The organism is Clostridium sp. B9, from assembly GCF_050509515.1.
GTDB lineage: Bacteria > Bacillota > Clostridia > Clostridiales > Clostridiaceae > Sarcina.
Genome location: NZ_JBNWKA010000003.1, coordinates 2488005 through 2511731, shown reverse-complemented (window position 1 = coordinate 2511731; position 23727 = coordinate 2488005). Strand labels below are relative to the sequence as shown.

Below are 23727 nucleotides of genomic sequence, written 5' to 3'. Positions count from 1 at the left end.
AGAAAGGAGAAAGATATGCCTTTTCAATGTAATTCTATATTTTATCAATTTGCAGGAAGTCCTAGTACTGTTTATGAAATAAATTTAATTACAGGTGCTGTGACTCCTGTTGCTACATTAGGAGTAACTTTAAATGGAATAGGATATAATCCTATAGATAATTTGATTTATGGAAGTGCATCAGGTGGTGGAATTTATACTGTAGATTCAGATTTTTCAACAACACTGTTACCTACGCCTACAGGATTACCACCAACTACTCAATTTAACTCTGGGACCTTTGATCAAAATGGATATTATTATTTACTATCATCAGGTGGAACAACAGTATATGTAATAGATTATAATCCTGCAAGAGCAACCTATGGAAAGCTTGTTAATCCTACTACAGGTTATACTGAACAGCTTGGTCCAACCTATGGAATAACAATAACTACTCCTGGGGGAAGTGCTTTAGGAGTACCGGATGTAACATGGGATACGAGTACTAATAAGCTTTGTGGTGTTTTGAATACAGGTCAACTTAGATGTATAGATGTTGTTAATGCTATAGCTAATGACATTCCAACTACTGGTGCGCCAGCAGCATCATATGGAGCAGCTGGTTCTTTTATAGATGGGGAAATGTATTTTCCAACTAATAATACACTTCAAGTAATTAAAATAACAACAGATGGAGTAACAGCAACTGGAGAAGTATTTTCAACTACAACGAATACTTTTAGTACTAATGATGGTGCAACTTGTATTAATGCTAGTATAGAGATAGATTTTGGTGATGCACCGGACACTAATACTTCAACACAAGGTCCAGGAAACTATAGAACATTATTAGCTAGTAATGGGCCAAGACATGGATTAATAAATAACCTAACATTAGGGTTTAAGGTTACAAGTGAAAGTGATGCATACCAAAATGCTACTGCAACAGGGGATGATCTAAGTCAAGGGATACAGGATGATGCACCAACATTTCCGATTCCTAATATGAATACAATAAGCACAACATATACTTTGCCAATAACTGTAGTAAATGATAGTGGAACAACTGCCAATTTATATGCATGGGTAGATTTTAATAAGGATGGAATTTTTCAAACCAATGAAAGTTTTTCAACGACAGTTCCAAATAATATTTTAGAGCAGGTAGTTAATTTAACATTTACTGTTCCTGGAACAACAACATTAACAGCAGGTCAAACTTTTATAAGAACTAGAATAACAACAGATACACTAACTAATACGGGAGGAGCTACTGCAGAGGACACAAGAAGTTTTGGACCAGCTGGTGATGGAGAGGTAGAGGATTATGAATTAACAATAGAAGATACTATAATAACAGCTAATAAAAGAGTAGATAAAAGTTTTGTTGATATAGATGGAATTATAACCTATACAGTTGAGCTTACTAATATTGGAACTGTAGCCATCGATGATGTTTTATTTCAAGATACTATTCCAACAGGTACTATATATGCTAATAACTTAACTGTAAATGCACCTTTTACAGGAACTAATCCGCAGACAGGATTAACAATTACAAGTATTGCTGGAGGACAAACAGTAGTAATATCATGGCAAGTTCAAGTTAATAATGCAATTCCAACTCCTAATCCTATTGAAAATACAGGACAAGTAACAATACCTACGTTACCAACATTTGTAACCAATACAGTTCAGACACAGGTTAATCATGTTGAAATGACTCCAATAAAATATGTAGATTTAGCTTATGCAGATATAGGAGATGAGTTAATATATACAATAACATTTACTAATACAGGGAGTACTGATGCAGATAATGTTTTTGTAGTTGACCCGATTCCTAATGGTACATCATATATAGGGGGATCAATTGTAGCAAATGTACCTATTACAGGAGATCCAACAAGTCAGATTAATTTAATAAATCCAGTAGCACCTGGAGAAACAATAGTAATAAGTTATAGAGTTTCGGTAGACTCTATTCCATTACCCAATCCAATACCTAATACAGCAATATTGAATTATGAATATACAGTAGACCCTACTGACCCCCCAATAGCTATTACAGATATTGATTCTAATACAGTATTTACTCAAGTAAACAATGCTACTTTAAATCCCGTTAAATTTGTAAATGAAGATTATGAAGATGTTGGAGCAACATTAACATATACAATAAGTTTTACTAATATAGGAAATGTTGATGCTCAAAATGTAGTCATAACGGATCCAATACCTAATGATACTAGCTATGTTATAGGTAGTGTTAATGCTAATGTACCATTTACAGGTGATCCAACTACAACGATAAATTTAATAAATTCAGTAGCACCAGGAGAAAGTGTAATATTAAGTTTTGATGTAACAATAGACACTATACCAAACCCCAATCCAATACCAAATACAGCAGCTATAGATTATGATTATGAAGTTGATCCAGCTAATCCTTTGGTTCAAGGAAGTGAAAATACAAATACAGTGTTTACTCAAGTTAATAATGCTTTATTAAACCCATTAAAAAATGTTGATAAGGATTTTGCTGATATTGGAGAAGAGATAAATTATACTATTACATTTACTAACACGGGAAATGTTGACGCACAAAATGTATATATTGTAGATACGGTGCCTAATGGAACATCATATGTACCAGGTTCAATTAGTAGTAATGTAGCATTTACAGGAAACCCAACAAGTCAGATAGATTTAATAAATCCAGTAGCACCAGGAGAAACTGTACAAGTTACTTTTAATGTTCTAATAATAGGGGTTCCAGGAGAAAATCCAATACCAAATACAGCAACTGTTAATTATGAACATGTAGGAGATCAAACTGAACCATTAGTATCAGAAAGTGAGGATACCAATACTGTTTTCACTCAAGTTAATTTTGTGGATTTAAATCCTAGTAAAACTGTTAATTATGATTTTGCTGAAGTAGGAGATGTATTAAACTATGCTATAGCTTTTACAAATACAGGAAATGTAGATGCGGAAAATGTAGTAATAACAGATATTATACCTAATGATACAACCTATGTTCCTTTATCAGTAACAGCAAATGTAGCATTTACAGGAAATCCAACAAGTCAGATAAATTTAACAAATCCAATAGCATCAGGAGAAACTATTGTAATAAACTTTGATGTAACAATAGATGCTATACCAAATCCAAATCCAATACCAAATACAGCAACCGTAGACTATGAATATACTGTAAATCCAGCTGAACCATCTAGAGTTGGTAGCGAAAATACCAATACTGTTTTAACACAGGTTAATATTGCAGATTTAAATCCAGTTAAATTTGTAGATAAGGATTTTGCAGATGTTGGAGATGTTATAACTTATACAATAAGTTTTTTAAATGATGGAAATGTAGATGCAGAGAATGTAGTAATAACAGATATAGTTCCTAATGACACAACATATGTACCAAATTCTATAAATGTAAATGTTCCTTATACAGGAAATCCACCTAGTCAAATAAATTTAACAAATCCAGTAGCGCCTAATGAAACAATAACTATTAGTTTTAGTGTAACAATAGATGATATACCCAATCCAAACCCAATACCAAATACAGCAACAATTGACTATGAATATATAGTAGATCCAACTGAACAATTAAGGAGTGCGAGCAGAGATACTAATACTGTAACTACTTTGGTAAATAGTGTTTTATTAAATCCATTAAAAAGCGTAGACAAGGGATATGCCGATGTTGGAGAAGAAATAACTTATACTCTAAGCTTTACTAATACGGGAAATGCAGATGCGGAAAATGTGGTTATAACAGATGAGATACCAAATGGAACAAGCTATGTGGCAGGTTCTATAAATCTAAATGTACCTTTTACAGGAAATCCAACAACTCAGATAAGCTTAACAAATTCTATAGCACCAGGAGAAACTGTTATAGTGACATTTAGAGTGTTAGTTGAAGAAGTGCCTACACCTAATCCAATTCCGAACACAGGAAATATAGCATATGAATTTATTCTTGATCCAACAGAACCAAGTGAAAATAGAAATATTAATACAAATACAGTTTTCACAGAAGTTAGGAGTGCAGAACTTGGGCCAATTGTAAAAAGTGCAAATAAAGATTTTGTACAAGTTGGAGATGAAATTGAATATACAATAACATTCACTAATAGTGGAAATGTAAATGCAGAAAATGTTGGTATTAGTGATGTATTACCTAATGGAACTAGTTTTGTAGATGGTTCATTGGAGGTAAATGTTCCGTATACAGGAGATTTAATCAGTGGGTTAAGCTTAACAAATCCTGTGGAACCCGGGGAAACAATAATAATAATCTATAGGCTTTTAGTTTATGAATTTCCAAATCCAAATCCATTAAGAAATACAGCTACTGTTAATTATAACTATATAGTTAATCCTAATAAACCACCAGTAGGTAAGGAATCAGAGTCTAATGAAGTTGAAGTTTTGGTGAATCCAATTACTATTAGTAAAACATGTACTCCAAATTTAGTCGGAATTGGAGATGTTATAACATATAATTTTTTAATTGATAATACTTCTAATGTGGAAATAACTAACGTTATTTTCTTTGATGATTTACCAGAGGGTGTTGAATTTATAGAAGGATCATTTAATGGAGCAATTATTAGTAGTGTAACATCAGCAGATTTAGAAAGTGGAGTTCCAATCGGAATTGTATCACCAAGAGAAAAGAGGAGAATAAGCTTTGATGTTAGAGTCACAGCTGTACCTTGTCCATTAACATTCTTAAATTCAGCAAGAATAACTTTCCAAGGAGAATTTGTTCAAGGGACAGTAATGGATATAGAAACAACAAGTAATGAATGTGAGGTAGAATTTAGAATGATTGCTTTTAAACAAGATTATCTAAGTGGAACTTTGGAAATACCAGATGAAAAACCAGATATAGAGAGCTTGAGTGATTTAGATATAAACATTGTTTTTAGTGGATATGAGGTGTTTGATTCGCCAGTGGGAGTTTCAAATAGTAAGCAGAGTTTAAGTGGTAAAAAAATGAGTGTTAGTGGAAAGGTATGTTTAAAAATTATATATGTTGCTAATGAGGAGGCACAGAGCGTTCATAGTGCTCATTATGAAATGCCTATATGTTCTTATATTGTACTACCTGAATTAGAAGATTATGATTGTTCTATAAATTTAAGTTATGAAATAGAAGATTTTTATTTTAAGAAAATTAGTGACAGAAAATTCTTCTATTCAATAACTTATATTGTAGAAAGTGGATTATAAAAAATGATTTTAAGCTATATTTTAAATTAAGTATTGAATTATTAATCTATGCTTGATTTAGATATAGCTTATTTTAATTAATTTATTAAATTATCATTTATATAACTAAAATTAAGAAATTTCATATTATATATTATTAAGCAGTCGATGTAATGTTGAAATTAATTGTTTAAATATATAAGAAGGAGTGAGATTATGCCTTTTGATTGTTCGACTTTAGCATATCAGTTTTCGGGAAGGCCTAGTAATATATATGAAGTAAATTTGATAACTGGAGATACTACGCAAGTCGCGAGTTTAGATATTGCATTAAATGCAGTTGGATATAATACTTTAGATAATTATATATATGGTATTAGAATTGTTGGAGGGGGAGCATCAAAACTATATAGAGTTGACTCTGATTTTAGTTATGTACAATTGCCTAATCCAGTGGGGCTTCCATTAGACCCTTTTAATGTAGGGGCATTTGATGATTTAGGTTACTACTATGTAAATTCTTCGGGTTCAAATGTTTTTTATGTTATTGATTTGGGACCTAATAGGGCTACTTATGGAAAGTTAGTTGATCCTACAAATGGATATACTGAAATAACAGCACCTCCTTATGGGATAACTATAGGGAATATAGGGGCTACAGGAATGTCAGATTGGGCTTGGGATAGTGAGACAAGGCAGTTATGTGGTATGTTAAATGGAATTGGTACATTTAGATGTGTAGATCCGGTTACTGCATTAGCTACTGATTTGCCAACCATTGGCGCAGTTCCAGCTGAATATGGAGCAGCTATATCTTTTATACCAGGAGTATTTTTCTTTCCTACAAATAATACTTTTCAAATTATGAGAGTACTAATAAGTGGTGGGAATGCTGTTGTAGAAGAATTTTCCAAAACTAATGTATCTTTCATAGACAATGATGCTACAAATTGCCTAAGAGAAATATTTATAGATTTTGGAGATGCACCGGATACTAGTTCTGGAAATGGCACTGGAGATTATACGACTTTACTAGTGAATAATGGTCCAAGACATGGTATAGTCAATGAATTATTTTTAGGTGTAACAGCAACACATGAAAATGATGCCTATGAAAATCCAACTGCTACTGGTGATGATTTGATAGAAGGAATTCAAGATGATGGAGTTATAACACCGGTTAATTCAATAATATTAGGAGAAAATAAGTATTCTGTTCAGGTTTCATATGTAAATAATACTGGAGAAAATGCTGTTTTATATGGATGGGTTGATTTTAATCAAAATGGAATATTTGAATTAGAAGAAGCAATAGATTTGAAAATAATTCCTTCAACAGGTCCAACACCTCAATTTATGAATATAGAATTTGATGTTCCAAGTGGATTTTCATTATTGCCTGGTGATGAGACCTTTATGAGACTTAGATTAACTACCTATGATTTGATTAATAGAAATATACTTCCAAGTGAGGAGGATACAAGAAGCATCGGACCAGCAGCTGATGGGGAAGTTGAGGACTATTTAATAAGAGTAGTTACTTTAGAGATTAATGGTGTTGTTTGGTATGATGAAAATTGTAATGGGATAAGAGAAGGGGGAGAATTGCCAGTAGAGGGTGCAAATGTAGCTCTTTATAATTCTGATACAGATGAATTAGTAGCAACCACTACAACAGATGTAAATGGTGCTTATTCATTTACACAAATTCCTAGTGGGAATTATTATGTTTTAATAGAGTTACCTAATGGGTATCAGGAATTTACACTTCCCAATGTTGGAGGAAATGATTCTGTAGATTCGGATGTTAATCAAAGTACTGGAAAAAGTGATGAGTTTAATCTTTCAGAAGAAAATCCATTAGTAACAGTAGATGCTGGACTTTGTAAGTGTTTCAAAATATCTGGTCAAGCCTTTTATGACTGTAATAAAAATGGGATTCTAGATAATGGAGAGCCTTTTATATATGGAGTTAGTGTGATTTTATTTAATGATTTAGGGGTACAAATAGACAGTACATTTACTGACTGTGATGGATACTATGAGTTTCCATGTTTGAAACCAGGAGATTACACAGTTCAATTTATAGCTCCACCTAGTATGAATTTCTCACCACAGGTTTTAGGGCAGGATTATGGTTCAAAACCAGACTCTATAACAGGTATAGCAACAGTTATTATAACAACTGAAGATATAACTAATATATATGCAGGGTTTACAGGGAATTTAGGTATGAATATGAAGTATTGCAATAAGTGTAATAATAGTTTTGGTAGTGGATGTCCTATGAATAATTATGTTAAGGGTAGTAGTTGCTATTAAGTATTATAGTAGTTTATAAGTTTTTAATAAAGTAGATAATTATTTTATTAAAAGCTTATATTTTATTTAAAGAGATTTAATTGTTTTTTCATAAAAGGATAGTATTAGGGGGGAGATTATGAGTATTGTAAATAGGTTCTCTATTACTGCTAGGGGAGCAATAATTTTTACTGGAAATACATTAGGACTTAGTAATAATAATTCTGATGTTGGAGTGTTTACAACATTAGATTTAACAATTCAAGAAAAGGGATTTCCTAAAGGGACAACATATGATTGGAGAGAAAATAGTTCTTCAGCTCAATTAAATATTCCAGCAGGTAGTACTATACTCTATGCTGAATTACAGTGGGGTGGATCAGCATTTAGTGGTGGAGATAGTGTTAGAGAATTTATAGATAATCCTATAATATTTAATACTCCATTAGGAAGCAATAGTATAGTTTCAGATTCTTTAACATCACAGGAATTTATAAGTAGTTCTACTGAATTTTATTCTAGAAGTCAAGATGTAACAGACTTAATATCTGGAAGCGGAACTTATTCAGTTGAAGGTGTGCCGGCTACTATAAAAGGACCTAACAATACGATTGGCTGGACATTAGGAGTTATTTATGAAAATCAATCATTGCCTATAAGAAGTATGAATATTTACGCTGGTATAGAAGCTGTCAGTGCTAGCTTAGGTGATGCTGATATAAATTTAGGTGGATTTTTAGCAAATCCAATTGGAAGTATTAATGCGAGAGTATTAATAAGTGCCATGGAGGGTGAAGAGCAAATAGGTAGTGACCAAGTTTTAATAGGACCCAATAATTTTTCATTGGTAGCATTAAGTGGGCCAAATAATTTAGTAAATAATTTTTTTAGGTCCTTTATAAATGATGGGAATTCAGAAAGCTCTACAGTTGGAAATTTGGATAAAAGCGGGAGCTTTGGGGAGATGAATCCACCAGATAAACCAGCTAGATATGGATGGGATATAACAAACGTAGGAGCAAATAACTTTGTTAATAATCAAAGCTTTGCAGTTATGAGATTAAAAACTCAAGGAGATAGATATGCAGTTACATTGATAGGATTGCAATTAGATACAGTATTTGTTGATTTCGGGGATGCTCCAGATACAGATATAGCAACTCAAGGACCTAGAAATTATAGGACGTTATTTTTGAGTAATGGACCAAGACATTCATTAATAAATCAACTTATTATAGGAAATAAAGTTACTGGAGAGAATGATGCTTATGAAAACTATGATGCAACTGGGGATGATATAAAAAAGGTATACAAGATGATGGCACATCTCTTCCACTTATAAATATGGCTCTAAACGCTATAGAATATACTATTCCATTGAGTGTTTTAAACAATACAGGTTTAACTGCTAATTTGTATGCTTGGTTAGATTTTAATAGAAATGGTGTTTTTCAAACAAATGAGGGAATTACACAATTAGTATTACCTTCACCTGTAAGTCAAATTTTAAATTTGAAATTTAATCTTCCAACGGGAGTATCTTTAAATGCAGGTCCAACAATTATAAGAGCAAGATTAACTACTGAAAACTTAATTAATACAGGTGGAATAACTGCAGAAGATACAAGAAGTTTTGGGGTTGCAAATGATGGAGAAGTAGAAGATTATCAATTAATTATAGAAGATACTAGGATTAATGGAATTAAGAGCGTTGATAAAGCATTTATAGATTTAAATGGAATACTAACTTATAATGTAAGCTTAATTAATACAGGAACTTTACCAATAGATAATTTCATTTTTAAAGATCAAGTTCCAGTTGGAACAACATATGCAAATGCCTTATTTGTAAGTACTACTTATACTGGTACAAATCCTCAAAGTGGACTAACAATAACTAGAATAAATCCAGGTGAGATAGTAACTATATCTTGGCAGGTTCAAGTTGGAAGTGTAATACCTACACCTAATCCAATTTCAAATACAGGAGAGATATTAATAAATAGATTACCAGTAATTAATACTAATACGGTACGTACAAGAGTAAATAATATAGAATTAACTCCAGTAAAATCTGTAGATAAAATAATAGCTGATATTGGAGATGAGTTGTTATATACAGTAACAATAAATGCGGTAGGAAGTGTACCGGCTGATAATGTGGTTATCATTGATAACATCTCTACCGATGTAACTTATATAGTAGGTTCATTAACTTCTAATGTACCTATAACAGGCAACCCTATAGATGATATTATACTTGTAAATCCGGTCAATAATGGAGAAACTATTATTATAAACTATAAAGTTAGGGTAGATAGTTTACCTATAAGTAGATTTATAGATAATATAGCCAATATCACTTATGAGTATATACTTGAAATAACAGAGCCGCCAGTTTTAGCTACTAGAGATAGTAATGTTGTTTCAACTAGAATAAATGTTGCAGAATTTATTGGAGAAAAGAGTGTTGATAAAGCTTTTGCGCAAATTGGTGAAGAATTACTTTATACTATAAAATTCATAAATAGTGGGAATGTTGGTGCGCAAAATGTTGTTATAGTTGATTTTATACAGAATGGAACAAGTTATGTTGGGGGTTCAATAAGTGGAACTATTCCTTTCACAGGAGATCCAACTACTAAAATATATTTAATAAATCCAGTTTTGGCTGGTGAGACAGTTGAAATAAGTTATAGAGTAGTAATTGATTTTATTCCAAGTATTAATCCTATAAAGAATGTAGCAACAATAAATTATAATCATATTGTTGAGCCTACAGATCCACCAGTATCAGAAAGCAAAGATACCAACACTGTCTCCACTCAAGTTAATGATCCGCTAATACAAGTATCAAAAAGCGTTGACAAGAACTTTATAGAAACTAATGAGATTATTGAATACACAATAGATATTACCAATAATGGGGATGTAGATGCATCTAATATAGTTATAAGAGATCAATTTCCTAGTGGATTAAGTTATAATGTAGTAGATATAAATAGCAATGTATCATTCAGTGGAAATCCATCAACTCAAGTGAATATAGTTAATTCAGTCCTACCAGGTGAATCAATATTTATAAAATATAGAGTTTTAGTTGATTCACTGCCTTTAGTAAATCCAATATCAAATATTGCAAATATAGATTTTGAGTATATAGTTGATCCTTCAAGTCCTCCAAGAGTAGCTACAGAAGTAACAAATACCGTTTTTACACAGGTGAATACTGCAGCGTTAAATTCTACAAAATCTGTAGATAAATTTTTAGTCAATATAGGTGATACTATAACTTACACAATAGATATAACTAATACAGGAGATGTAGATGGACAAAATATTGAAATATTAGATACATTACCAATTGGAACAAGTTATATTCCAGGTTCAATAAGTGGAACAGTACCATTTACAGGGAATCCAACTAGTACAATAAATTTAACTAATCCTATTAGTCCAGGAAGTACAGCAAGTATAAGCTTTGATTTATTAATAGGTGCAACTGCACCGAGTGAAATTTCTAATATTGCAACTATAGATTTTGAATATTTAGTAGATCCAACAGAGCCTTTAAGAAGTGGAACAACTAATACAAATGTTGTAAGAACTCAAGTTAATATTTCTGGGGATACCACAATAAAAGGTGTTAATAAAGCTTTTGCTACAATTGGAGAAGAAATAGATTATACAATAATATTCACTAATATAAATGGGGCAAATGCAGAAAATGTGGTAATAACAGATTCGATAGAATTTGGGACTAGCTATGTAGTAGGATCAATAAGTGGAAATGTACCATTTACAGGAGACCCAACTACTCAAATATCTTTAACAAATCCAGTATTACAAAATGAAGTGGTGAGTGTAAGTTATTCTATATTAGTAAATAGTTTACCTTTGGTAGACCCCCTTCCTAATAGTGCAGATATTGATTATGATATACCACCAACTAGTATTAATGAAACAACTAATACTGTTACTACAAAAATTAATTATGCAGATTTAAGTCCAGTTATGAGTGTGGATAAGAGCTTTGTTGAGCTTAAAGGAGTGTTACTTTATACGGTAACCTTTACTAACTTAGGGAATGTTGATGCTTTAAATGTAATAATGAAAGAGTTTGTACCTAAGTACACTGAATATTTAGAGGGAACAGTAAATATAAATGTGCCTTTTACTGGATCCCCTAATACATCAATAATATTAAGCAATCCAGTATTACAAGGAGAAAGTATTTTTATAACTTATGAGGTTGAGGTAAAAGAAATACCACCTACAGATGATATAGTAAACAATATGACTATATACTATGCCCATATTGTTGATCCTTTAGATACATTCAAAAATAGAAGTAGAGTAAGCAATACAGTTGTTACAAGGGTTAATAGTGTAGAATTAGAAGTTATAAAGAATGTTGATAAAGCTTTTGCAGAAGTTTTAGAAGAAATAACTTATACGATTAATATAACTAACTTAGGAAATGTAGAGGGAAATAATGTTGAAATATTAGATCAACCACCAAATGGAACAAGTTATGTTTTAGGAACAATAACAAGCAACGTTCTTTTTAGTGGAGATCCAAATAGCACAATAACTTTAACTAATCCTATATTACCAGGAGAAAATATATTTGTTAGATATAAGGTTAGAGTAGATACGATACCAATAAGTAATCCAATAAGCAACACTGCCACTATTCAATTTGAAGAAATTGTTGATTCAATTAATCCACCTATAAGCAAGAATATAGTTACCAATACAGTACTTACTCAAATAAATAGTGCTAATTTAAATATATTAAAAGAGGTTGATAAAGCTTTTGAAGAAATAGGAGAAGAGTTAACTTATACAATAACATTTACTAATACAGGAGATGTAGTTCTTCAAAATATAGTTGTAACAGATAATATTCCAAATGGAACAAGATATATTCCTGGAACCGTGTGGAGCAATGTAGTTTTTTCAGGTAATCCAAGAACAAGTATAAATCTTTTAAATCCAGTAGGAGTAGGGGAAAGAGTGATAATAAAATTTATGGTTGTAATAGACTTTATACCATCTATAAATCCTATAGAAAATATAGGGAATATAGCATATAAGTATTTAGTTGATCCAAGTGAAGCAATTAGAAGTGGAAATAGGGATACGAATTCTGTTTTTACAAAGATTAATTCAGTTAATTTAATTGGGAGTAAATTTGTAGATAAGGGATTTGCAGAAGTGGGAGAAAACTTAAATTATACATTGATTTTTACTAACAATGGTGATGTCAATATAAGTAATATGGTTATAACAGATATTGTTCCAGAGGGGGTTTCTTATTTAGATGGTTCAATAAATAGTAATGTACCATTTACAGGAAATCCATTAACCTCAATAAATTTATTAAATTCAATAATACCTAATGAGCAGGTTATTATAAAATTTATATTTATAGTTGAAAGCATACCAATTTCAAATCCAGTTATAAATATTGCAAGTGCAACTTTTGATTATATAGTAGATCCTTCAGAGCCAATTAGAAGTAGAACATGTACTACTAATAGGGTTTTTACTAAAATCAATAGCCCAGCTATTGATACTATAAAGACTGTTGATAAAGCCTATGCTGAAGTAGGAGAAGAAATAGAATATAAAATAAAAATAACTAATAAAGGGAATATTTCACTAAGAAATGTGTTTTTATCTGATCAGATACCAGTAGGAGCAGAATATGTTTTATTTTCACTAAAAAGCACAGTACCTATAAATGTAGATAGAGAAAATTTCACAGCTACATTAATAAATCCAATCTTACCTGGAGAAGAGATTATTATTACCTATAAAGTTAGAGTTGAATTTTTTCCACCTGTAAATCCTATGCCAAATACTGTGAATATAAACTATTACTATGTTGTTGATATATCAAAGCCGCTTAGAAGTGGAACTAAAAATACAAATATAGCATTTACTCAAATAAATTTTGCATTAATAGAACCAATAGCTATAGTAGATAAGTCTTTCGTAGAACCTGGAGGAGAAGTAGAATATATATTAACATTTAAAAATATTGGGAATGCGAATGCTAATAATATATTTGTAACGAATATAATTCCGCCAGAATTAAGTTATATAAATAATACAGTTAGTGCTAATGTGAATTTTACTGGAGACCCGGTTAGTGGTATGAGTTTAGTTAATTCAGTAGTTCAAAATGAAAGAATAGAAATACGGTTTAAGGTATTATCATCAAAAATAAGTGGCTTTAGAAGTTTGAATATTATTCCACATGCTACAACGACTTTAATTATGAGTTCAGCTGTTAAATATAATTATTTTGTAGATCCGCTTGGGATTCCAAGAAATGGTGTTGTTGATTCAAATCTTGTTTTTATAACTATAAAATCAGTAGATGTTAACTTTGTAAAAGAAAGTGATAAAAGTATAGTAGGGGTTGGAGAAGAGGTTACGTATACATTAAGATTTAGAAATGATGGGGATGGAGAATTATTTAATGTAGTAATTAAAGATATTATACAAAGTGAAACAACATATATAGATAATTCATTAAGTTCAAATGTTTTATTCATGGGAAGCTACCCTTATGAAATAACCTTAATAGATTCTTTAAATCAAGGTAAGGAGGCTATAATTTATTTTAGTGTTACTGTAGATAGCATACCAGATGGAAATATAATAAACAACACTGCAAATGTTGAATATACCTTTTTCTTAGATCCAGAAGAACCTAAAATAACAGAAAATATTGATAGTAATATTGTGAGTATTACTGTAGAATCAGCCATAATTGATACAGGTGGTGGGGAAGAAAATACACCTATCCTTGAAGTTGGGGGTAAATTTTGTTTTATAGGTGAATTTGTAAATATAGGGAATGTAGATGCAGAGAATGTTGTTATAAGAGCTATAATTCCAGAGGGATTTACCTATGTGGAAGGAAGTTTAGAGGTTAATGTTGAATTTACTGGAGATCCTATTAACGGGATTTTTATAATTAATCCTGTTTCACCTGGAGAGCGTGTTGAATTTACTTTTTGTTTAGTAATAGAAGAGATACCAAATCCAAATCCAGCCGAGGTTACTTATATTGTGGAATATGAATATAGAATACTCTCTCAAGAAAATCCTATTAAAGTAGAAATTGAGGGAAATAAATTAAATGTTTTTGTTAATCCAGTAGCTTTAATAAAAGAATGTATACCAAGCGAAGTCATTATTGGAGACTCGATAATTTATAGTTTTCTTATAAGAAATACATCTGATGCAGATGTAACTGATATTTTGTTTTATGATGATTTACCAAAAGGAATTGAATTTATTGAAGGTTCTTTTAATGGAGTGGATGGTGAAAAAATAACAGGGAAAAGTTTTAATTTAGGAATTAAGATAGAAAATATACCAGCTAACACAAGTAAAAGAATTTCATTTAAAGTGCGAGTTATAGGTGTTCCTTGTTTTGAAGAATTTAAAAATATAGGTCGTGTTAAATTTCAAGTTGAATTTCAAGGGGGAATCAAGAATTTAGAAACTTTGAGTAACTTATGCATAGTTTCATATAATAAAATTGCTTTTAAACAAGATTATTTAGATGGAATTATTAGCTTAGATAGTTCTATGCCTAGTATTAAAGAAATAATAGATTTTAATGTTGATTTTATTTTAAATTCTGATAACATTGAAAGTTTGAATGAACTTACAACATTAAATAATGGAACGGTTATTGGTAAGTTACTAAACTTAAATGGAAAAGTTATTATGTCAATTACCTATATATCTAAAAATACTATAAGTGCTCATAACTTTAGTAAGGAGTTTATTTTATGTTCTCAGATTAAAATACCAGTATTAAATGAGTGCGAAAGTTATATCAATATAAATATGAGTATAGAGGATTTGTATTATAAAAATTTAGATGACAGAAGAATATTTTTTAATATTACTTACATTTTAGAAAGTGGAATTTAAATAAATATAATGTGTAGAAAAGTATATTGGGAGTATAAAATTTTATATTTTATTTAAAGAGATAACATTTATTTGTTATCTCTTTTTGAATTTAATCAATAATATATGCAAATAATATTTTTTGATAGATTATAATTTTAGAATTGGAGTTGTATTTATGAGTAAGAAAAAGCTTTTTTTAGAAGAAATTAAGTCAGGAGAAACAGTAAAGATAAGTTTAATGGTGATGAAAATACTTTTTAGAGATAGCATAAAAACTGTTTGTATATTGGCTGATAAAACAGGTGATATTAAAGCAACAATATCATTAAAAGAAAATGAGATTATAAAAGAAGGAAATGTCTTAAAAATAGAGGGACATAGAGATGGTAATCTTGAGGTTAAAAAATTTAAGATATTAAGTGAATATAATGAATCAGATTATCTTCCTCAGGTATCTAGGGATATAGATGAAATAATGCAGGATATAGAAGAATTAACTGATAAATATGTAATTTCTAATGAAGGAAAAGCATTAAATGATTATTTTTTTAAGAATGAAGAATTCCTAAAGAAGTTTAGAAGAGGTATTGGTGGGGTATCTATGCATCATAATTACATAGGCGGTTTAGCAGAACATACTTTAAATGTAATGTATTTATCATCAGTACTTTGTGAGCAATACAATTGTAGAAGGAAGGAAACTACTATTTTGGCTGCAAAGTTGCATGATATTGGGAAAATATATGAGTTATATTATGATGGACCTTTTAAATATACTTTGAGAGGGGAAATGGAAGGGCATATAGTTATTGGGGTTCAAATGATTGATGAAGCAATAAGAAGTAATCCTAATATTTATAGTGAAGACTTTATAGAAAGAATAAAAGGATGTATAACTCAACATCATGGAAAATTAGAGTATGGATCTCCAAGAGAAATGCGAACAGAAGAAGCATATATAGTAAACTATGCTGATGGAGTAGATGCAACAATGAATAAAATTACTATGTTAAAAGAAAAAACAGAAGAAAATACATGGTCAGAATATGACAGAAGGCTAGAAAGTAAATTATATTTATAAATTTTATCAATAAAAGGCTAATTAATTATATAAATAACAAGAGTAAGTAGGTGTATTAAAATTTATTTTAATATATACCTTTGCTTTATATTATCATTAGTAAGCAATGGATGCAGATTAATTTATTAATAAATCTAAGGAGAGTTATTGGAAAAAAATAAGTGGAATGATATAATTATAAATGTGTGAAACGATTTCACAAGGTAGGATTGGTCAGTAATTTAATAAAAGGGGGTAGAGTATATATGGCAGGATTTTTATCAGCAATGATCTTTTTAGTAGTACAAATAGGAATTGTATCATATTTGATATACAATCTTTACTCACAAAAAGAAGAAAATTATAAAGATATAGGAGAAAATGATATTAAAGCGGCTTTTAATTTGAGAAAGATGGTTGTTTTAGAGAATTCAGCATCTTTAATACTTTATGGGGTTCTAATAAGCAATAGAGAGATATTACACTTTGGACGAGGGGAGATACTAACAGTAAGTCTTCTTATATCAATTGGATTGATGATGGCTTATTTATATATGTTTGATAACTTTATGGAAAAGTTAAAGAAATTTCAAGAGCATAATCATAATAAAGAAAATGTAACTGTTTAGTTGAATTATAAAGTATAAAGAATTTTAAAAGTTCATTTAAAATAAATTTAAAAATAAGATGATAGAAAATATTGTAATAAGTTAAGGATGAATGTTAGAATTTATATAATGATTTTAAATGATTATTAAAAATAAATCAGTAAATTTTTTTACAAATATATAGATTCAAAAAGTATTTATATTATATTTATTTTATTTTTATTTTAAGGAGAAAGTGAATGAGAAATTTTGAGAGAAAACAGAAGTTAGCAGAAGAAGCCTTAAAACTTATTATGGAGTTTAGAGAAGAATCTAAAATATTTGGAGAAACTAGTTTCAAAAGTATTAAAATAAGTGAAGATTATAATAGTATAATTGTTGAAGACTTTTGTGATGGGAAATTTAGATTTGATTTAAGAGAAGTCACCAATATTTTCAAAGATGATATAGAGAAAAAAGGCCCTTATGGAATACATTTCTATAATGCTCTTGATGAAATACGAGAGGAGGCCACTAATAGGTTTGATAAACTAGACAAGCAGGCTTTTATGGAATGCATAGGAAGTACTTATTATGTTCAACGTAGATGTGAAGATATATATGATAGATTGAAAAATATAGAAAATGAATTTAGTGAATTATAATAAAGAGAATACCTCGATTTTTTGAGGTATTCTTTTTTGTAAATGAAAATACCTCTAGTTACAATAATGATATTAAGGAATAGTATAATAGTGATGACTATAATTAAAAGGACATATTTCGTATATTGAGTGAGGTAATTAGATTATGAGAGAGGAAGTTATTATAAATGTAATGACGAGTACTAGAAGACCTATTTATAATTGTGATGTTTTAATTACTAATGGAAAGTATTTTTATAAGGTTTTTAGTGATTTTTCTGGTTTAGCTAAATTATCTATTCCTTGGGGGAAGTATTGGATAAAAATTTCTAATCCTGGTTATAAGAGTGTTTATAATGAAGTATTAATTTGTAGTAGATTAAGCTTTAATGAGTTTATATTAGAAAAAAAACAAATAATAAATTATAAGCGAACAGAAGAAGAAAAAGAGTTTGGAACTGTTGTAGGAAAAATAATTGCTAGAGATGACGGGGATTTAATAGGTGCTAAAGTAATATTATTTAGAGTTAATAATGATAATAGCTTAGATCCTGTAGATTATATATATACAGATAAATATGGTAACTATGATTTTTCAAGAGTTAAGAGTGGAAAATATGTAATAAAGGTTATGAAATAGTTTATTTCATAACCTTATTTATATTAAAATGATTCTAAATATTTTTAGATAGTTTCGTTATTTGTTGCTTTAACATAGTAAGTTTTAGCTGGGTCAGCCTTTGGAACTACAAAGCTATAATAACCAAGGCTATTAGCTTTGGTATATGCAACTGCTATTCCATTAGGAGAAGTTCCCTCATAAAGAATGACTACTGTGTTAGGTGATATTGTAGAACCATCAGAGGTTGTTGTACCTTGAATTAAGCTAGAAGTAGTAGCTATAATAGGTGTTGCAGTAAGATTTATGATTGTAAATATTCCAGCACCGAAGGTAACTGCCGATTCAGCTAAGTTATGAGCTGTTGAACCAGCAACTACTTTTAAATTAGTAGCAGTAGGATTTATACCTATAAATGCATATTCTCCGGCAGCGTTAGTGGCTGTTAATCCTAGTGTAATTGGAGAATTTGGTGTTGTTATATCATAAAGTGTTACTATAGCATTTTCTATAGCAGCTGAACCATCACTTGTTACTTTACCTAAAATAGCTTTTTTAGAGCTTTGAAGTTCAGCATCAGCTGTTAAAGCAATTTCTCTAGAAATATATTTACTGTCTACAATGTTTATAGAGTCTTCAGTGTAAGTTGTAAATCCATCAGCTAATACATTAAGCTGATAATCAGTGTTAGCCGGCACGTTAATAGCAAAACTTCCATTTGAGTCTGTTTGTACCATATAAACTATAGAGCCACTTGAGGGCTTTAATGCTACGTAGGCATTAGAAATTGACACACTTATAGAATCTTTTACATTGCCATAAACTCCTTGGAAGTTTGAAATTGTATATGGCGTAGCTAACTGTAGGTCTGCAAATTTTAAAAGTGCATTCTCTGTGGTTTCTAATGTTCCTTCAGCACTACTTTTCAAAGGATAAACTTTTTTATTTATATAAGGCATATGAAATCTCCTCATAAAATTACTTTTACTATATAATATGAAAATTTTAAGATATGAACTATAATTAATCTATTGTAACTAAAAAAATTTATAGTTTTAATTTTTATATAAGTCATATTAATATGGAGTAGCTTTTTTTATTGGTATAATTTTAAAAGTAAGTTCTACGATTATTCCAAGCACTTCTCTACCTTCTTTTATTGCAAAAAAAATGTCAGAATTGTAATTAGTATTTGCCATTATTAGAGTACCAGTATTGTCTATTAGCTTTATGGAAGTTAAGTTATCATAAGGTAATCCATAAATTGGGTAGTGAGATTCGGAATTATATTCAGATAACTGTATATTTATTTTAGGCATAGTAGAGTTTCTTTCAATAAATTGATAGCCGTTTATATAAAGTTTTTCACAAATTTCATTATAGGTTATTCCAGGACCTATAGTGATGGTATTATAATAAAGATTTAATTTAAAACTATTAAGGTTTGACATATCTAATAGTAGTGAATAGTTTTCGTTACTAAACCCTTCATACTGATAAACTTCATCTTTTATTCTTATACTTACGTAGTTGTTTTTAGCAAAAAGAACTGCATTTTTTACATCATCAAAGTTGGAGGCATATACTATAACTATAGGATAATATTCATAAAAGTGAAGTTTATATAGAGTCCTTACCTCATCGTAATTAGTGGAATCAGGAGTTATTATATATCCGGTTAATTTAGAAAAATCATATTTAAGTGGTTGAATTGATTGATAAAATTTAAAGAAGTTTTTTGGATCGTATTTGCTTTTAATTTCTCTTAATATATTATAATTATATCCAAAGTACTGAAATTGCCAGTTACATATATTAAAATCAGTAAATCCTCTATAAGTTCCAACTCCAACTGTATCTAAATAATGTTTGAAAGTATTTGTCCAATGTTGATTCAAAGTTGCATTATGAGGTGGTTCCCATATACATTTTATTTGTAGAAGATAGTGCGCTTCTCTATGAGGGAATACGGCAGTATTATTAGGAAATGACAATACTTTTCCACCGAGAGAGCGCATTTCTATACTATGAAGGTAGCCCTTAGGAGATTTCTTTATAAAGTTTAGGATATTATCTATTGCATCTCTGTTTAAGTTTTCATAAAGAAATGATCCGCTATTTTTAAATCTATTTGAAGGAATACACTCTTTATTCCAAATTTCAAGAATATTTGCATAAGGAACAGTGTCAATGATTAGAGATTTAGGTCTAGCGATGTTAAAAAGTGGTAATATTAAAGCTTCAAGTTCAGTCTTAGATCCGAAAAATTGACCATTTATGCTAAGCTCTATAGATTCATTACATTCTTTAGAAAGAGTTAAACTCATTGTAAGTCTTTCATCAATCATAAAAGCAAAGTTTTGAAAGGTATCAATAAGCTCTATAGCATTATCTAGATACCAAGTGCTTTTAAAGTAAGAAACATTAGATACCTTGTGTATTTTAAATTTAATTTCACTGACTACACCAAAACTAGATGGCTGAGCGCCTTTGATTGCCCAAAATAAATCCCAATTAGTATTAGAATTAATAATTATTTTTTCTAAGTTTGAATCTATTAAAGTTATTTCTACAATATTATCTAGAGTTAGACCTAGATATCTTGTAGCATAACCAATACCGGCTGATGTAGCCAGAGAAGTAGCACCAATATCTGAACATGTACCTCCAGGAGTAGTAAATCCTTTGATTATTAAATTGTCATATATATCACCTAAAGTAGCGCCTCCACCAACAGTAGCAATTTCTTCGGTTTCATCTACATTAACATAGTTTATTTTGCTCAAATCTATAACAAGTCCACAATTCAGATTACTGTTAGCTTCAAAATCATGTCTATGACTTCTTATTCTAAAATCTAAATTATGATCTTTAGCAAATTTAAGCGATTTTATAATATCATATTCATTACAACAAAGGGCAATTCCAGAAGGATAATTATCTATAGCTAAATTATAATTTTTTCTACACTTATTATAAGAAGAATCATTAGGTCTTATTATATTAAATTTGCATTTGGGACTCATCAGTAAACTCCTTTTTATATATTTATTATCCATAATATGTTAAATTGAGAGCTGATGTGTTGGTATGCCATTATAGAATAGTAAAGATTAGATATTTAAAGTAACAAATTAGTAAATTCTTTAATAAATTATAGAAGGGAAAATAGCCTGTAAGTATTTGAAAGTAGTTATAATTATGAATTTATGGATGGTGAATTAAGTGAGAAATAATGGTGTTGAGAAAATAAGTTCATGGGAAAAAATAAATATTGATGACATAAAGTATATTGGAAGAAAAAATGCTGATTATAGTATTTTTAATGGTTTCAGAATAAATATTCCTTTAAGTTATCAAGTTAAGTTTTTAAATAATATATATATGGATCAAACTATAAGAGAAAAATTAAAAGTAAAAATATTATGTAATAATGAAGTTTTTAATGCAGTATTACTTTTACCTAGTAGAGTATCTGGAAATAAAGTAGTGTCTTTAATTTATGATAAGGATTTACAAAATCTTTTTAAAGAAAAATTATCTAAAAGTTATAATTATACAACAGAGTACTATAATAAGTTTAATAAAAAATTATTTAATATACCAAGAAAGTATGCCGAACATATTGATTTTTATGTAGGAGATAGTAGCAATACATTTTTATTAAGACTTATTAGTAGAGAGAAAATCGACTTAGAAGAAAAACAAAAGAGATTAAGCACTCTGAATAATCTTAAAGAAAAGTTGGATTTTAAAGATAAGTCAATAGATAAAACTAGAGAAGAATCTAGTTTTAAGAATAGAATGAAAAAAGAAGCAGATAGTTATACAGGCAAAGAAAGTGAAGAAGAAATAAGGTGGAGATTAGGTTTTAAAGGAGATAATGACTTTAAAAATATAAAATATAATTATGATAGAAATAACGAGATAGCAATTGGAGAAGATCTTATTAGAGAAGAGCAGGGTGAAAAATGTGATTTTAGAAAGCTTATAAGCAATGTTAATAAAGTAGCAAATTCATTAAAAGAGGTTTATGCTAAAGAACTATGTGAACATATATTTAGTATTAAAAATTTAAATGAGGAAATGGCATATAAGGAGTTAGAAAAAGAACTTTTAAATATGAGAACTAAAAAGTATGAGAGAGATATAAATGCGAGAGAAGAGTGCTTAAGCAAACATGGAAGTTATTGTTTATGCTGTGGAACTAACTTGGAAAATATATATGGAAAAGATAGTAATGAAAGTTTAGAAGTACATTATATTAAAGAAAATTTAGATATGGAAGATGGTCATACACTAAATCCATATGAAGATTTAAGACCTGTCTGTCCTAATTGTCATAGCATAATTCATAGTAAAATACCAACATACACTATAGAGGAAGTTAGAGAAAAAATTAGAGAAAATAAATTATAGTTTTATGTTTTGAAACATTTTGTTTTGACTTATGTATAAAATTATAACCTAGGTAAAACTTATATTAATATGCGGTAAAGTTTCTAATTAAAAAGGGATTGCATAGTATAATAGCTTCGAGGTGATACAAAATGTTTTTCACAATTAATGCTTATAAAACTTTTTTAGTGACAAACAATAGTTATAGACTAAAGAAAAATGGAGAGTGGGCTTTTAAGGATAACTTCAAAAATGTTGATTTAGAAGAGGACATGATATTCAAAACTCATGAAGAAGCAGAAAGATGGCTTAAGGAACATAGAAGAGTTATTATTAACTCAGAGAAAGTAAGAATAAAATCAGGGAGTCTTAGTATGTTAGGAAATTTTGATTTTTCTTTTAAAATACTTGTTCATAGGGAAGAAAAGCCTCACTATTTTAAGAAAGAAGAACTTAAATCTTTATTATGTAATAATGAAGATGATGAAAATGCCTTGATAATAAACTTTGATGGGAAATTAGAGCTTATAAGTAAAGATTCTAATAGGCTAAGAGAGTATGAAGATTTTGCTGTTAAAAATGAAGAATATAAAACTTATATAAATAGCAAAGCTATAAGCAATCTTGAAGCATTAGAAGAAATCTATCTAAATATGCTTGAAGGCTGGATGTTTCATTTAGAATCAGGGGTAAGTATAAAAGTAGATTTTTATAGAACTTTGGATGAAGAATATATAATAACTGAATTAAATAGGCTTTATAAAGAACTAAGTTAATAGTATTTTATTAAGATGCAATAGAAATAATATTTCTTATGCATCTATTTTTTTTGTAATATGAATAAAAAAGAAGCTGTTCTAGTTGTACAGACTAGAACAGCTTAAAATTTTACCAAAAATAAAAGTTAACTAACTTCGGTAGGCTTTTTGGACTACTAATAAGCTT

12 protein-coding genes are annotated in these 23727 nt (G+C 29.5%); 10 read left to right on the top strand and 2 right to left on the bottom strand.

The genetic code is table 11. The annotated features are described in order from the left end of the window. The first annotated feature begins 15 nt into the window (after window positions 1–15). From ACQZHJ_RS11100 to ACQZHJ_RS11065, 8 genes are all read left to right on the top strand, one after another. Window positions 16–5247 carry a DUF7507 domain-containing protein gene (locus tag ACQZHJ_RS11100; protein ID WP_430485621.1) on the top strand — a complete coding sequence of 1744 codons (5232 nt, stop codon included), beginning with the start codon at window positions 16–18 and terminating at the stop codon, window positions 5245–5247. A 195-nt stretch (window positions 5248–5442) separates the two neighbouring features. After that, on the top strand, window positions 5443–7548 hold the full coding sequence (locus ACQZHJ_RS11095) for an SdrD B-like domain-containing protein (RefSeq protein ID WP_430485620.1): 2106 nt from the start codon (window positions 5443–5445) through the stop codon (window positions 7546–7548). A gap of 118 nt (window positions 7549–7666) precedes the next feature. Next, a complete protein-coding gene (locus tag ACQZHJ_RS11090; RefSeq protein ID WP_430485619.1) occupies window positions 7667–8869 on the top strand; it encodes a hypothetical protein in 1203 nt (400 codons plus the stop codon). 2 nt (window positions 8870–8871) lie between these two features. Next, the gene (locus ACQZHJ_RS11085; RefSeq protein ID WP_430485617.1) at window positions 8872–15492 is read left to right on the top strand and encodes a DUF7507 domain-containing protein; all 6621 of its coding nucleotides are present in this window, start codon (window positions 8872–8874) and stop codon (window positions 15490–15492) included. Window positions 15493–15649: 157 nt separating this feature from the next. After that, complete coding sequence (locus tag ACQZHJ_RS11080) at window positions 15650–16555, top strand: HD domain-containing protein (RefSeq protein WP_430485616.1); 906 nt, start codon at window positions 15650–15652, stop codon at window positions 16553–16555. 245 nt (window positions 16556–16800) lie between these two features. Continuing rightward, entirely contained in the window at window positions 16801–17163 is a 363-nt protein-coding gene (locus ACQZHJ_RS11075) for a hypothetical protein (protein WP_430485615.1), read from the top strand. 218 nt (window positions 17164–17381) lie between these two features. Continuing rightward, entirely contained in the window at window positions 17382–17786 is a 405-nt protein-coding gene (locus ACQZHJ_RS11070; protein ID WP_430485614.1) for a hypothetical protein, read from the top strand. Window positions 17787–17958: 172 nt separating this feature from the next. Then, window positions 17959–18405 carry a hypothetical protein gene (locus ACQZHJ_RS11065; protein ID WP_430485613.1) on the top strand — a complete coding sequence of 149 codons (447 nt, stop codon included), beginning with the start codon at window positions 17959–17961 and terminating at the stop codon, window positions 18403–18405. Between the two features lie 44 nt (window positions 18406–18449). Here the strand turns inward: ACQZHJ_RS11065 and ACQZHJ_RS11060 are convergent, their stop codons facing one another. Together ACQZHJ_RS11060 and ACQZHJ_RS11055 are read right to left on the bottom strand one after the other, a co-directional pair. Further along, a complete protein-coding gene (locus ACQZHJ_RS11060) occupies window positions 18450–19343 on the bottom strand; it encodes a carboxypeptidase-like regulatory domain-containing protein (protein WP_430485612.1) in 894 nt (297 codons plus the stop codon). A 117-nt stretch (window positions 19344–19460) separates the two neighbouring features. Beyond that, window positions 19461–21410, bottom strand: coding sequence for an FAD-binding protein (locus tag ACQZHJ_RS11055; RefSeq protein ID WP_430485611.1), 1950 nt, complete (start codon window positions 21408–21410; stop codon window positions 19461–19463). Window positions 21411–21609: 199 nt separating this feature from the next. Here ACQZHJ_RS11055 and ACQZHJ_RS11050 point away from each other — a divergent pair, with 199 nt between their 5' ends. Together ACQZHJ_RS11050 and ACQZHJ_RS11045 are read left to right on the top strand one after the other, a co-directional pair. Next, window positions 21610–22803 (top strand): HNH endonuclease, encoded by a 1194-nt coding sequence (locus ACQZHJ_RS11050; protein ID WP_430485610.1) that lies wholly within the window; start codon window positions 21610–21612, stop codon window positions 22801–22803. 131 nt (window positions 22804–22934) lie between these two features. Beyond that, on the top strand, window positions 22935–23558 hold the full coding sequence (locus tag ACQZHJ_RS11045; protein ID WP_430485609.1) for a hypothetical protein: 624 nt from the start codon (window positions 22935–22937) through the stop codon (window positions 23556–23558). Window positions 23559–23727: the final 169 nt, after the last annotated feature.

Coding starts and splice junctions, on each gene's coding strand:
- ACQZHJ_RS11090 (WP_430485619.1), top strand. CDS start 7,667: ATGAGTATTGTAAATAGGTTCTCTATTACTGCTAGGGGAGCAATAATT.
- ACQZHJ_RS11045 (WP_430485609.1), top strand. CDS start 22,935: ATGTTTTTCACAATTAATGCTTATAAAACTTTTTTAGTGACAAACAAT.
- ACQZHJ_RS11080 (WP_430485616.1), top strand. CDS start 15,650: ATGAGTAAGAAAAAGCTTTTTTTAGAAGAAATTAAGTCAGGAGAAACA.
- ACQZHJ_RS11055 (WP_430485611.1), bottom strand. CDS start 21,410: ATGAGTCCCAAATGCAAATTTAATATAATAAGACCTAATGATTCTTCT.
- ACQZHJ_RS11095 (WP_430485620.1), top strand. CDS start 5,443: ATGCCTTTTGATTGTTCGACTTTAGCATATCAGTTTTCGGGAAGGCCT.
- ACQZHJ_RS11075 (WP_430485615.1), top strand. CDS start 16,801: ATGGCAGGATTTTTATCAGCAATGATCTTTTTAGTAGTACAAATAGGA.
- ACQZHJ_RS11100 (WP_430485621.1), top strand. CDS start 16: ATGCCTTTTCAATGTAATTCTATATTTTATCAATTTGCAGGAAGTCCT.
- ACQZHJ_RS11085 (WP_430485617.1), top strand. CDS start 8,872: ATGGCTCTAAACGCTATAGAATATACTATTCCATTGAGTGTTTTAAAC.
- ACQZHJ_RS11065 (WP_430485613.1), top strand. CDS start 17,959: ATGACGAGTACTAGAAGACCTATTTATAATTGTGATGTTTTAATTACT.
- ACQZHJ_RS11060 (WP_430485612.1), bottom strand. CDS start 19,343: ATGCCTTATATAAATAAAAAAGTTTATCCTTTGAAAAGTAGTGCTGAA.
- ACQZHJ_RS11070 (WP_430485614.1), top strand. CDS start 17,382: ATGAGAAATTTTGAGAGAAAACAGAAGTTAGCAGAAGAAGCCTTAAAA.